The sequence below is a fragment of the Micromonospora globbae genome (genome assembly GCF_036184225.1).
Taxonomy (GTDB): Bacteria; Actinomycetota; Actinomycetes; order Mycobacteriales; family Micromonosporaceae; genus Micromonospora; species Micromonospora globbae.
Genome location: NZ_CP108084.1, coordinates 2,797,961 through 2,810,974 on the forward strand (window position 1 = coordinate 2,797,961; position 13,014 = coordinate 2,810,974).

A 13,014-nucleotide genomic window follows, 5' to 3' on the forward strand; every position below is an offset into this window, starting at 1 on the left:
TCGTAGACCGGCATCCGTGTGTGACGGGTGGCTGGTCGGAACGCACCCGCAGATCAGGTAAGGGCCCAGCTGTCAATAGCGAACACGATTGGGTGAGGCCACGAGCGACCCGGAACTTCAAGGCCTTGAGATACCTGTCTCTGCCGGCAGAATTCCTCGGCGACGAGCAGAAACCAGCCCTATGCTTGCCGCCGGAAATACGCTGCGGCGTATCCGGACCGGGCGGAACACCAGTACAAGGATTTGCGAATGCGCCGAAACTCTGCTCTCAGCAACGGCACTACTGGCAACAGCGAAGGAGCACCGAACGGCGCGGGACCGACCTCTACCGCGGAGGACATCGCGCGCCGATCGGCCATCGCCGAAGAACAGGCGTTTCTCGACGCGGCCACGGCGCGGCGCGACACGTTGACCGAACACCTGGAGGTCGAGCTTTCGTCAGAGGCCGTGGACGCGTTGGAACGGGCGCGGCAGCGCATGCTCCGCCGTCAGTACGAGGAGCTACAGCGAGCACGGGAAGGGCTGGTCTTCGGCCGCCTCGACGGCCTTGACGGCACCGTGCGACACATCGGCCGTGTCGGCCTCCGCAACGACGGCGAGGACAATGAGCCATTGCTGGTCGACTGGCGCGCTCCGGCAGCTCGGCCGTTCTACACCGCGACGGCTGTCGACCCACAAGGTCAGGCACGCCGCCGTCACATCCGTACGAGCGGATCAGCCGTTGTCGGCGTGGACGACGAGCCACTGGACGGGACCATGACGGCCGAACTCGTCGGTGAAGGCGCCCTCCTGGCCGCCCTCGACCAGCGGCGCACCGGCCGCATGTCAACGGCGATCTCCACGCTGCAACGCGAACAGGACGACATCATCCGGGCCGAGGCGACCGGCCCCCTGATCGTTCAGGGCGGTCCCGGCACCGGCAAGACCGTGGTTGCCCTGCACCGCGTCGCCTACCTGCTGTTCGCCCACCCCACAATGGCCGACCAAGGCGTCCTGGTCCTCGGCCCCTCGCCGCGATTCCTCCAGTACATCGCCCAGGTACTGCCCGCGCTCGGTGAGACCGCCGTCGTCTCGGCGACCTGCGACACGCTGCTGCCCGGGATCCGCGTCGGCCGCGACGAGAGCCGGACCCTCGCCGAAGTCAAGGGCCGCGCCCTCTGGCAACCCGCGCTCGACAACTACGTCACGTCGCTGCTCCCCCGCCCCCGTGAGCTGAAGCTGCGCTGGGCGGGCGATTTCTACGTCATCCCCGAGGCAACAGTGGCACAGGCACTCGCCTCGGCGGTGCAGGGACGCCCGTACCACCGCGCCCGCGCGGCCTTCGCCGAGCAGCTGCACCACATCCTCGCCGACGCCGTCGCCGAGCAGCGCGAGGCGCTGATGAACGAGATGGAGGAAGGCTTCGAGGACATCCTCGCCCGCGTCGACAGGGACATGCAGCACGACCACCACCCCGGCAGCACCTCCACCGGCAGCGACATCGACGGACTACTCTCCGAGGAGGAGATTGCAGACCTCCGTGACCAGATCGCCGAGAACACCACCATCGCCCGGTTCATCGAGACCTGGTGGCCCACCCTCGACGCCGAAAACCTGCTACGTGACCTCCTGACCAACCCCACCCTGCTCGCCCGCTTCGCCCCGCAACTCTCCCCGGAGGAGATCACCGCCGTCTCGGCCGAGCCACCACTGTGGGCATCGAGCGACATCCCCCTGCTCGACGCCCTCGCCGACCTACTCGGCGAGGACCACGTCGACACCCCGCAACCACACGGCGGATTCGTCGCCGACCACGCGCGCCGGCAGCGCGACTGGGTGTACGGCCACGTCGTCGTCGACGAGGCACAGGAGCTGTCCGAGATGCAGTGGCACATGGTCCTACGGCGGTGCCCCAGCCGTTCCATCACCGCGGTCGGCGACATCGACCAGGCCGAGGCGGCGCACCGGCACACCAGTTGGGCAGAAGCGGTGCAGGCTGTACTCGGAGACCGCTGGACCGCCGCGGAGCTGACCATCTGCTACCGCACCCCACGTGAGGTCATGGGCCTCACCGAACCCGTCTTGAAGAAGGCTGGCAGCCGCAACACGCCGCCACGGGCCGTACGCTCCTCCGGCATCGCCCCCTGGACGCTCACGATCACACCCGCCGAGCTCGCCGGCGCCGCCGCCCAGGCCGTGCGACAGCTGCAGCAACGCTGGCATGGCGGCACGGTCGGCGTCATCGCCCCCGCAGGCCGCATCGACGAACTCCTCACCGTGCTGGACGATGTGCCGGTGCTCACCGCAACCCAGTCCAAGGGACTGGAATGGGACGCCACGCTGCTCATCGACCCCCACGGCATCGCCGCTGAACCGCGCGGCTGGAACGGCCTCTACGTCGCGCTCACCCGATGCACCCAGGAACTCGGACAGGTGATCCCCACGCCGCGGTGACGCCGGGAGCTGATGCTCCCGGCGTCACCGAAGCCGTCGCTCAGGCGGCGGAACGCTCTCCGATCGGCCTGCGGCGCAGGCTCACGTTCAAGAGGGCTGGCGGGATGTAGGCCGCCTGGTTGGGGCCCGCGTCGGTACCGGGCGGGGCGATCTCGTCGATCCGGTCGAGGATCTCGTCGTCCAGCGTGACGTCAGCGCCGGCGAGCAGGTCATCGAGCTGTTCCATGGTGCGCGGCCCGAGGATCGCCGAGGTCACGCCCGGGTGGGCGATCGCGAACGCCATCGCGAGGTGTGCCATTGGCAGGCCGGCCTGCTCCGCGAGCGGAATGAGTTGTTCGACCACCTCAAGCTTGCGCTCGTCGCTGAAGTGCTGCGGCGTATAGCCGGACCGGTGGGTGTCGATCTGCTTGCCCTTGCGGTGTCGGCCGGTGAGCAGGCCCTGGCCAAGAGGGCTCCACACCAGGGTGCCCATCCCATAGCGCTGGGCGATCGGCAGGACCTCACGCTCGATGCTCCGGTTGACGATGGAGTACGGCGGCTGCTCGGTGTGGAAACGCTCGAGGCCGCGCCGCTCGGCGACCCACTGCGTCTCGACGATCTCCGAGGCCGGGAAGGTCGACGTGCCGATCGCGCGCACCTTGCCGCTGCGGATCAGGTCGGACAGCGCCGACAGCGTCTCTTCGATGTCGACCGTCGGGTCGGGGCGGTGGATCTGGTAGAGGTCGAGGTGATCGGTCTGCAGGCGGCGCAGGGAATTCTCGACGGCCGTCATGATCCAGCGTCGTGAGTTGCCCCGGTGGTTCGGGTCCTCGCCCATCGGGTAGTGCACCTTGCTGGCGAGCACGACGCCGTCGCGGCGGCCCTTGAGCGCCTTGCCGACGATTTCCTCGGACTCGCCCTGGGAGTACACGTCGGCGGTGTCGATGAAGTTGATCCCCGCGTCCAGCGCCCGGTGGATGATCCGGATCGAGTCGTCGTGGTCGGGGTTCCCCAGGGCACCGAACATCATGGCGCCGAGGGCGTAGGGGCTGACCTGAATTCCGGTCCGGCCCAACGAGCGGTATTTCATGATTGCTGTCTTTCGTTCGCGAGTGCTGAGTGGCGGGCGCTGACGAACGGCGCACGGAAGAGCCCGAGGCGCCGAGGCGAGGGCTCGCGCGACGGCGTCATCCGCGATCACGCTCTCAGAAGCCGTTCGTCGTCGAGGACACCTCGCCCCGTCGCTTCCGGTCCGGCCCAGGGTGTGGCAACTCATGCTTCTCCCCTGGCGGCGGTGGTTTTGTATCCACCGACCTTCATTCCTTGTCTCCTGCGTCCGTTCCGCCAGACAACTCCAGCAAAACAAGGCCGCAAACCCCGTGCTAGCAGAATCGTCTCGGATGGCTGCACGATCCTCTTCACTACGGCGATCTCACGGCGACGCCGGCGTGGGGCCAGCTCCGCCACGCGGCTCCCCATGCGCCCCCACTGCCCGTCGATCGGCGGCACCCCGCTGACTCCGCCGCCCTCCTCGACCATGGCTAAGACGGCGCTCTCACCCTCACGAACAACCGGGAGAGGCGAGGTCGCGCCGACAGGCCGGCCACGAACATGACTCAGTGAGGGTCTGCCGGCTTACGCGCAAGGACCAGCCGGCACCGCGGGCTGCCGTCGCGACGCTGTCCCAGGACGGTCAAGTCGACGGCCGACACGGTGAAGCCGGTCGCTGTCAGGTCGTCGCGGACTGCGGGCAGCGGGCTGGTGCGGTAGTACATGACGAACGAGGGTCGCCACACGGCATTGCGTACCCGCATGGCCAGATCGAATCCGAGCGTGGCCCAATGTGCGACCGAGACCAGCGGCGGCGGTGCGCCGATCGGGAAGGCGAAGAGCCCGCCCGGGCGCAGCGCGCGGTACACCCCCTGGAAGAGCGCCGGTCGCTCGGTGGGCAGAAAGTGTCCGAGCGCTCCGAAGCTGACTGCGAGGCTGAAGTACTCGGTGAACGGCAGGGCCCGAGCGTCGGCCCGAACCCACGTGGCGTCCGGGTGAGCACTCCGCGCCCGCGCGATCATGCCCGCGCTGAAGTCCACACCCGTGATGCCTCCTTGGCACACGGACCGGAGGACCCCCATGCCCGCACCGGTACCGCAGCACACATCCAGCCCATGGTCGAACGGCCCGAGTTCGGACAGCGCGTCGGCGGTCGCGCCGAGAAAGCTGTCCGGCGTGCGGAAGGGCGTATGGTCGAATTTCGGAGACAGCAGGTCATAGCCGCGCTCGACCGAGGAAAACGCCTGGATGCAGAGTTCACGCAGAGACGGACCCTGAGGCGAGAACACCGGCCAAGGGTACCTGCCGGGGCCCGCAGGACAGGTTCTCGGCGATCGCCGGCGTCGGTATACCGTAGGCTCCGATCAACCGAGCCGGCCCATCGATCCAGGTCGTCCCCACGTCGGGGCCAGCGTTGTGCCCAACTCCTTGAGGTGACGTCGTGCGTTCCCCGCCAGGGAACTAGAGACCACGGGCTTGCCGGGCCAGGGACCTGCCGACGAGGACGATCGAGACTAGGGCGGCCACGCTGAGCAGCAGCAGGTAGGGCAGGGCGGGGGCGAACCCGTGCAGCAGCGCCTCGCGTAGCGCGGTCACCCCGTACGTCACCGGGTTGATCGCGGCCAGCCAGCGTTGCGGGGTTCCCATCGCGTCGATTGGGTAGAACGACGGACTGGCGAACAGCAGCACCGGCGCGAGGACGTTGATCAGGACGGTGAACCGCTGGAAGTCCCGCACCAGGGTGGCGAGCAGCAGGTACAGCCCGTTGAAGGCGCACGCCGCGATCAGCGCCCCGCACAGCAGCGCGAGCCACCGGTCGGCCGACCAGCGCCCCTGGAACAGCGCCACCGTCACCGTGAGCGCGGCCAGCGTCTGCGCGAGCACCAGGGCCGATCCGGCGAGCAGCTTGCCGAGCACGTACTGGCCGCGGGTCAGCGGGTAGGACCACAGTTCCAGCGACATGCCGCTCATCCGTTCCTGGAAGAGAGCGGTTCCGGACGTGGTCGCGGCGGCGAGCAGCGACGAGAACATCAGCGCCGGGACGGCGAAGTCGGCGTATCCGATCTGCTGCCCCCGGTAGCTGACGGTGCCGATCAGGTCGGTCAGCGAGGTGGCGAACAGCGTGATGTAGACCGCCGTCGGCACGATCGCCAGCAGCAGGTTGGTGCGGTTGCGGGTGAGCAGCAGGAACTCTCGGCGCAGGGTTGCGGTCAGGCCGGTGCCGTGCCAGGCGGGGGCGCCCAGCTCGGTGGTCGTGGTCATCGGGTCGGCACCTCCGGTCGGGTCAAGGCCAGGAACGCGTCCTCGAGCGAGGAGCCGGCCACCGCCACGCTCTCGATCGCCACCTGACGGTCGGTGAGCGCGGCGATCACAGCGGGCAGCCGGCGGCGCAGGTCGTCGCCGGTGAGCACGAACACGTCAGCGCGCCGATCGGCGGCCAGTCCGGCGAGCCGGGCGCACTCGGCCACCATCGCCCAGTCCTGCGGCGATCCGGTGCGCAGCTCGGCGGTGACCTGACCCGCCTCGTCCTTGAGCTGGTCAGGGCTGCCATCGCGCAGGATCCTGCCGTGCTGCACCACCAGGATCCGTTCGCAGTTCCGCTCCAGCTCGTCCATGTGGTGGCTGGTCCACACCAACGTCAGACCGTGTGTGCGGCGCAGATCGCCGATCAGGTCCCAGACTCGGCGCCGGCCCTCCACGTCGAGACCGGCGGACGGTTCGTCCAGCAGCAGCAGCCGCGGCACCCGCAGCAGCGCGCGCACCATCTGAAGCCGGCGCCGCTGTCCGCCGGACAGCGTGAACACGAGGTCGCCGGCTCTACCGGCGAGATCGAACTGATCCAGCAGCGCGGCGGCGCGGGAGCGCACTCGGCGCCAGCTCAGCCCGCGGAACGCGGCGGCGATACGCAGGTTGTCCTGCACGGTGAGCATCATGTCGAACGGGCCGCTCTGATGGACGACGGCCAGGTCCCGTTTCGCCGTGCCGCCGGGGGCGGCGCCGTGCACCGTTATCTGGCCGGCCGTGGGTGGCGAGACGCCGCAGGCGAGCTTCAGCAGGGTGGTCTTCCCCGCACCGTTCGGGCCGAGCAGCCCAACCGACTGCCCGGCCGGCACGCTGAAGGTCATGTGGTCGACGGCCGGCGTCGGGGCACCAGGATAGATCTTCGTCAGGGCGATGGCAGTCACTGCGTCCTCCGTCATCGCACCGCCCCCTCGCAGTGGCCGAGCGTCGCCGCGACGGCCCGCACCGCGTGGTGCGCGGCGACGTCAGACAGCGGATCGCCGGCGCGAACGTGCAGGTGAACCGCCTCTGGAGGCAGCAATGGCGCCCCGGCGGGGTCGAACCCGGCACGGCCGGCGCCGGCGTGCCCGAACCGGATCCCGATCAGCACGGTCAGCGGCCCGGGAGAGGCGGTGCGCAGGGCTGCCAGCGGACGCACGGCCGCGGCGGACAACCCGGCGATCGTGCCGGTGACCGTGGGTAGCGCGGAGGCGAGTTCCACCGGCGCGACCTGGCGCAGCCGCAAACCAGGCGGCGCGGTCGGCGCTTGGTCGCCGACGACCCACACGGTCGCCTCAGTGGTGGCCGCAGGCGCAGGCGCCGGCGGCGCCAACGGGTCGGGGACCCCGGTAACCCGGCCGAGCAGCGCCGCCGCGGCGACCGGCGGGTCGAACAGCGGCTTGTTGTCTCCGGCCGCGATCAGGTGCTCGCCGCGCACCTCGACCACACGGTGCACGATGATCGCGTCCTGATGCCGGTACGCGACCACGTCGCCGGGCTTGATCCGGGACCAGGCGACCGGTTCGACCGTCACGACGGAGCCGGGAGCGATGGCCGGCCACATGCTCGACCCGGTCACCGGCACGCGGGCCACACGGCCCGCAGACAGCGTGTGTGCGATCAGGTCGGCGAACCCGGCAGCCGCCCCCGTCATCGGCCCGGCTCCGTGGCCAGGCCGGTGCCGAGCAGCCCCAGCTCGCTCAGTTCGGCGACGAACTGCCGGACATCGCGGTCGATGAGCCGCCGGTCCTGGTCCTCGTGTGCCTCGAACTCGGCCGCCAGGTCACGCACCACGTCATCGATCTCGGCGCCGGTCGCGAGCTTGCGCCAGATGCGCGCGGCGGTCGCGTTGAGGGTCTGGAACTCCCCGGTGCCGGGGTGGTAGAGACGCACTTCGTCATCGCTGTCCACCCACACCACGTCCGGATTCACCGTCAGCACGACGCCGCCCCCGCCCGCGTGGTGAGCACCGGCAATGTCCGGCGCCGGACCGTATCGGCCGGGTCGCCGTCGGTGCGCCAGTCGTCGTACACCGGGTGCACCGAGCCGTCGCGGATCAGCCGGGGAACCGTCATGGCGGTCTCGTGTTCCAGCAGGTCCGAACCGGAGAATCCGTTCGAGCGCCAGATGTTGGTGATCATCGAGTGACGAAGGATCCGGCAGTGGTGCCGGCTGTTGCGGGCAATCGATCCGGATTCGGCAGCGTGGTACGCCCGGCAGCCGCCACCGCACGCGGCGCGGATGTAGCAGCGCCGGCAGTCGGCGAGATTGTCGCCCTCGAACACCGTGTTGGTGCGCAACTGGGCCAGCGCCGGGGCGGCGAACACGTCAGCCAAGCGCTGCGCGCGCACGTTGCCGGCTTTGTGCAGAGGGCCGGTGACCAGCTTGCACGGATAGACGTCGCCGAGGGAGTTGATGTAGATCTCGGTGCCGCCCAGCCCGCAGTTGCCCCGGATCGAGCATGGTTTGACCGCCTTCGGGCCCTCCGTGAGGATCTTCTGTGCCACCGGATTGGTCCACGTGAACCGCTGCACCTCGCGGTGGTGCTCCCACGCGAAGTGCACCCCGTCCTCGGCGCCGCGGCCGATGCCGGTGTGGTTCATCAACCGCACGTTGCCGAACTCGATGCCGTCCAGGAACGTCATCAGCTGGTCCAGGGCGCCGATGTTGTCCGGCGACACGACGTGGTTGATGTCGGGTCGGACGCCGGCGGCGTTGAGCAGGGCGAGCGCGCGGGCGGTGAGCGCGAACGTGCCCTTGCCTCGGGTCCGTTCATGGACCTCCGCGACACCGCCGTCGAGGCTCACGGTGATCTTGGTGAAGGTGTCGGCCATCCGCCGGGCGGTCGCCTCGTCCGGGATGCGGGTGCCGTTGGTGATGCAGTTGACCCGCAGGCCGCGGGAGCGGGCATGGTCGGCGACGGCGAAGAAGTCACGCCGCAGCATCGGCTCGCCCCCGGTCAGAATGAGCAGGTCGGCACCCATGTCGGCGATCTGGTCGACCAGGTCGAGCGACTCGTGCGGCTCCAACTCGCCGGGCAGCCTTCGGGTGGATGAGGCGTAACAGTACGGGCACCGCAGGTTGCACCCGTCGGTGATCGCGTAGTAGACCATTCGCAGCGCCGGCACGGCGGGCCGCACCCGAGGCTCCCGCCCGGGCAGGTAGACCAGCCAGTTCAGCACCAGCATCGCCAGGGCCCGTTCGGTCGCGGCCGCGTCGGGCGGGGGCTCGGCCCCGGACGCGAGCGCCCGAAGCACAGCCAGTTCCCCGTCGCCGACCACCGCCCAGGCCGCGATGCCGGGGTTCTCCACAAGGTACCGGTCCCGGCACTGGAAGTAGACGAGGTCGTCCGGGACGACCAGCTCTGACCACATCGCCGACAGCTGCATGACGAAGATCCCCCTTCCGCGTTTCAGCGGGGGGCCACGGCTGGCCGTGGCCCCCACCGGTCTGGTGCCGGGTGTGGTTACTGAGCCTGCCCGGAACCCGCTCCGGCCAGCGCACCGCACGCGCACGCGCAGCCGAGCTGCGCCGCGAAGTCGGCCTTGCGGATGCTGGGCTTCTCCCACTTGACCATGTGAGCCCTCCCTTCACGTGCCGTGGCCGGGCCACGGGCCGCTCCCGTCGGACGCCCCGACCACGCGCAGAGGGTCGCGCAGAGTGTCCGCGCGCCTCCAGAGGGCAAAATTGATGTCTTGACAGGACTGTCGCAGCGGGAGACGGTGGCGCACATGCGTCCCGAGATCTCGGTGTCCGTCATCGACGACGACCGGATGCTGCTCGACGGCATAACGGCGTGGCTAGCCGCCGCCCCCGACCTGCGCCTGGTCTGCACCGCCGGCACCGTCGACGAATTGCTCGCGTCCGAGCCGGCCCCGGCCGACGTGGTCGTGCTGGACCTGCTGCTCGCCGATCGCAGCGAGCCGGTGGACAACGTGCGCCGGCTGGCCGCCGGAAACCGGCAGGTGCTGGTCGTCACCGCCGTGCCCTACGTGACCCACGGCGTCGACGTGCTTCGCGCCGGAGCGCTCGGCTACCTGACCAAGGACCACGATCTGGCCACCCTCGCCGCAGCGGTTCGCGACGTCGCCCACGGCCGCGTCGCCCACTCCCCGGAGTTGGCGTACGCCTGGTCGCACGATTCCCGGCCCGACCGGCCGAGATTGTCGCCGCAGGAGCGTGCGGTGCTGGTGGCGTACGCGTCCGGCATGACCCTAACCGCGGCCGCACGTCGCGTCGGCGTCCAGCCGGCCACCGCCCGGCGCTACCTGGACCGGGTGAAGGCCAAGTACGGCGAAGCGGGCCGGCCTACCTACACCAAGCTCGACCTGGCCAACCGCGCGCGGGAAGACGACCTCATCCGGTAGCGGTCAGTGGCCGTCCCACACCAGCTCGACGCAGGTGCCCTCGCCGGGTTCGGAGAACACCTGCACGTAGCCACCGGCCTCGCGCATCCGCTGCTTGATGGACCGGCGCAGCCCGGAGCCGGACGTGGTGCGGTCGGGGGTGAATCCGCGTCCGCGGTCGACGATCCGCACCGTCAGCGTCCCGTCGGTCCAGTCGGTGGTCACCCACGCCCGCCCGGTCCCGGCATGCCGCGCCACATTGTTCAGGGCCTCCCGGGTCGCGTCACCGATCCCGTCCACAACCCGGTCGGGGATCGCGTCCGGCAGCTCACCGACGAGCAGGTGCACCCGCACGCCGATCGCGTCGGCCGCCTCTGCCGCCGCGGCCAGCCGCGCACCCAGCGACGTGGCCTGCTCCGGGCCTTCCTCGGCGATCAGCCGCCGCACATACTCAGCATCGCGACCGCACCGGGCCCGCACCGCCTCGGTGCGATGGTCGAGACCGCCACGGGAGATCGCGGTGAGCGTGGCCAACACCGTGTCGTGCAAGTGGCGGAACTGCCGGAGCCGTTCGGCGAACCGGGCCTGCCCGGCCGCGGCCGCCGTCTCGGCGGCGATCCGCCGGGCCGTGGCCGCGTCCACCGCCTCCGCCTGAGCGGTGAGGTAGCGGCGCATGAAGTGCAGCAGCACGGCGAACCAGAGACTGGAGTTGACGTGGTTGAGGAACCCAGACTCCAGGGGTGGCAGCCCACCGGTACGCAGGGCCGCCGCGGCGAGCGTGAACAGCACCAAGATCGGCAACGCGACGAGCAGCCGGGACAGGCTGAACACCGCGCCGGCGAGAGCCGCGGTACCTAGGGCGAACTTCGCCACCCAGTTGGCGGCGCTCAACTCGAAGCCGTCCCGCAGATTGCCGTTCATCACGAACAGCAGCACGCAGGTCACGGCGATGTCGAGGACGACGTACCGGCTGGTGAACCAGCCACGCCGCCAGACGGCCACGCCCAGGACCATGTTCCAGGCCAACACCACCGCCACCATCGCCAGGTTGAGCACAGGACTGCGGTAGTAGACAGCCCCTGAGGGGCCAAGGCTCGACGCGGCGGGCAGGAGGTAACTGGCGCGCTGGGCGAACAACAGCACGGCCACAAACCGTAGGGCGCGGTCGAGGCCGGGTAGCGTGGCCATGGCACGGGCGTCGATCCAGCCCTGCCGAGCCTCGCTGACGAGCCGGCAAAGCCGCCCGACGAGCCTACGCACGCCAGGGGCGCCAGCGTCGCGGCTCCCACTGCGGGTCGTGGCCTCGTCCAGGACGCGCGAGCGCGCGTCGCGGAGCATCGAGGAACGGTGGCCGGTGCTCATGCGAGCATCATGATGAGCGCAGCAGGGCCCCACAACGGTCGATGGTCCAAGGCTCCGTCCGACGTAAGACGTTGAAGGTAATCCATACCGATCCCGCCTCTGGCTGACCAGTTGGCCCTCGGTCTGCGGTGTCCAGGCACAGCTGGCTGCCCGCCAATCGCGCCCCGACCGCGTCTCAGTCAGTCTGTCGAAGCCCTTGTTCGCGCGAACGGATATCCAGTTCACCTGGCAGAGTTCGTCATCTCTGCACGAACCTCATCCGCCTGGACCTCCGGCCCACGCGAAGAATTGGCCTGCGACACGGCGATCCGCCACCGAGTCGGCGCGGCCGTCGCATCCAGCGTCGCCGCGGCAAGCACCGCCGGCACCAGCACCGCCGGCTTCGAGAACGGCTTCACCACCGGCGCCGTCATCGCGGCCACCGCAGCGGTCCTCGCCTTCATCCTCACCCCGGGGGCGGCCCGCTCCCGCCCGTGAACCCGGAGGTGCTCCCCGGCGGGCGGCCACCCGCCTGCCGGGGATCCACCGCAAGCTCACAAACCGGCCGAACGGCCGGCATTGGCGAGCTTCTACGACGGAGGCGCCCGCTCAGGTCCAAACGCCATCAACCTGCTCTCCGCCGGTCGTTCCAGGCCGAGCTTTCGCCGACCCCCGTTCACCGAGATCGCGCCCGCAAGGGCGACGAGCGGCGCCGGCGACGCCAGCACAACGGTGGTCCTACTGCGGGGGGCACCCACATGAGCGGTGTCTTGCGCACCCTCCGCGGCAGACTCCTCAGAGGCGATAATCTCAGAGCCCGCATGGACCCTCCGACGTGTCGCCGCCCTAGTCGCCGACCTCGTCGGACCCTGCCTTGGCGGGCGCCTCGGTGGGCGCCTCGGTGGGCGAGTAGATCACGCGGATCACACCGGTCGGAAACACCTCCGTCGCCGTCACGCTCAAGTGGTAGGCCGTGTCGCCGTCGTCGAACAACCTGCGGCCCCTGCGCGCCGCCACCGGATGCACCAGCAGCCGCAGCTCGTCGACCAGCCCTGCGGCGAGCAGCTGCTGCACCACGGAGATCGACCCGGGGATGAGGATCCCCTTGCTGCCGGCATCGGCCTTGAGCGAGGTGACGGCGTCGACGAGGTCGCCCTTCATCAGTTCCGAGTTGCGCCAGGAGAACTCCAGCGGCTGGCGCGAGACGACCACCTTGCGCATATCCCCGAGTCGCTTGGCCAGCGGCGCGTCGACATCGCCCGCAGTCTCGCGGTCGGGCCAGGCGCCGGCGAAGCTGTCGTAGGTCTGGCGACCGATGAGCAGCACGTCGGCCGCGTCATAGTCCTCGGTGACGGCCCGGCCCATGTTCTCGTCGAAATAGGGGAAGTGCCAGTCAGGGTCTATCTCGGCCACACCGTCGGCCGAGATGAACAACGTGGAGATGACCTTTGCCATTGCAGGGATCCCTTCAGGTTGGATGCCGTCGGTAGCGTAGATCAGCGCGACAGTCCAAACTCATCGCCTGAGCGACGACTTTCCGGATACCGACTCGCCCCCGAGCGTGCGCAGCACCGGCGTGCCGCGC

At 69.8% G+C, this 13,014-nt stretch carries 13 protein-coding genes; 2 read left to right on the top strand and 11 right to left on the bottom strand.

Features of this window, described 5'->3' with window-relative positions:
• Positions 1 to 249 precede the first annotated feature (249 nt).
• The gene (locus OG994_RS12270) at positions 250 to 2,433 is read left to right on the top strand and encodes a HelD family protein (protein ID WP_328853297.1); all 2,184 of its coding nucleotides are present in this window, start codon (positions 250 to 252) and stop codon (positions 2,431 to 2,433) included.
• A 40-nt stretch (positions 2,434 to 2,473) separates the two neighbouring features.
• Here OG994_RS12270 and OG994_RS12275 read toward each other — a convergent pair whose 3' ends face one another.
• The 8 genes from OG994_RS12275 to stsA form a co-directional block, all read right to left on the bottom strand.
• Complete coding sequence (locus OG994_RS12275; protein ID WP_328853298.1) at positions 2,474 to 3,502, bottom strand: aldo/keto reductase; 1,029 nt, start codon at positions 3,500 to 3,502, stop codon at positions 2,474 to 2,476.
• 526 nt (positions 3,503 to 4,028) lie between these two features.
• Positions 4,029 to 4,751: a class I SAM-dependent methyltransferase gene (locus tag OG994_RS12280; protein ID WP_328853299.1), complete on the bottom strand. Its 723-nt coding sequence runs from the start codon at positions 4,749 to 4,751 to the stop codon at positions 4,029 to 4,031.
• Between the two features lie 172 nt (positions 4,752 to 4,923).
• Entirely contained in the window at positions 4,924 to 5,724 is an 801-nt protein-coding gene (locus tag OG994_RS12285; protein ID WP_328853300.1) for an ABC transporter permease, read from the bottom strand.
• Positions 5,721 to 6,647: an ABC transporter ATP-binding protein gene (locus tag OG994_RS12290; protein ID WP_328853301.1), complete on the bottom strand. Its 927-nt coding sequence runs from the start codon at positions 6,645 to 6,647 to the stop codon at positions 5,721 to 5,723. The genes OG994_RS12285 and OG994_RS12290 overlap by 4 nt, the downstream gene beginning before the upstream one ends.
• 11 nt (positions 6,648 to 6,658) lie before the next feature.
• Entirely contained in the window at positions 6,659 to 7,396 is a 738-nt protein-coding gene (locus OG994_RS12295) for a signal peptidase I (RefSeq protein WP_328853302.1), read from the bottom strand.
• Entirely contained in the window at positions 7,393 to 7,674 is a 282-nt protein-coding gene (locus OG994_RS12300) for an HPr-rel-A system PqqD family peptide chaperone (RefSeq protein ID WP_328853303.1), read from the bottom strand. Before OG994_RS12300 ends, OG994_RS12295 begins: the two co-directional genes overlap by 4 nt.
• A gap of 2 nt (positions 7,675 to 7,676) precedes the next feature.
• Positions 7,677 to 9,131 carry a StsB family radical SAM/SPASM domain sactipeptide maturase gene (gene stsB, locus OG994_RS12305; protein ID WP_328853304.1) on the bottom strand — a complete coding sequence of 485 codons (1,455 nt, stop codon included), beginning with the start codon at positions 9,129 to 9,131 and terminating at the stop codon, positions 7,677 to 7,679.
• 77 nt (positions 9,132 to 9,208) lie between these two features.
• On the bottom strand, positions 9,209 to 9,319 hold the full coding sequence (stsA, locus tag OG994_RS12310; RefSeq protein ID WP_328853305.1) for a StsA family sactipeptide RiPP: 111 nt from the start codon (positions 9,317 to 9,319) through the stop codon (positions 9,209 to 9,211).
• A 118-nt stretch (positions 9,320 to 9,437) separates the two neighbouring features.
• Between stsA and OG994_RS12315 the strand changes: the two genes are divergently transcribed.
• Positions 9,438 to 10,109, top strand: coding sequence for a response regulator transcription factor (locus OG994_RS12315; protein WP_328853306.1), 672 nt, complete (start codon positions 9,438 to 9,440; stop codon positions 10,107 to 10,109).
• A gap of 3 nt (positions 10,110 to 10,112) precedes the next feature.
• Here the strand turns inward: OG994_RS12315 and OG994_RS12320 are convergent, their stop codons facing one another.
• The 3 genes from OG994_RS12320 to OG994_RS12330 all read right to left on the bottom strand — a co-directional run bounded on the left by OG994_RS12320 (position 10,113) and on the right by OG994_RS12330 (position 12,884).
• Complete coding sequence (locus OG994_RS12320) at positions 10,113 to 11,231, bottom strand: sensor histidine kinase (protein WP_328853307.1); 1,119 nt, start codon at positions 11,229 to 11,231, stop codon at positions 10,113 to 10,115.
• 440 nt (positions 11,232 to 11,671) lie between these two features.
• On the bottom strand, positions 11,672 to 11,872 hold the full coding sequence (locus tag OG994_RS12325) for a hypothetical protein (protein WP_328853308.1): 201 nt from the start codon (positions 11,870 to 11,872) through the stop codon (positions 11,672 to 11,674).
• A 403-nt stretch (positions 11,873 to 12,275) separates the two neighbouring features.
• Complete coding sequence (locus tag OG994_RS12330; protein ID WP_328853309.1) at positions 12,276 to 12,884, bottom strand: dihydrofolate reductase family protein; 609 nt, start codon at positions 12,882 to 12,884, stop codon at positions 12,276 to 12,278.
• Positions 12,885 to 13,014: the final 130 nt, after the last annotated feature.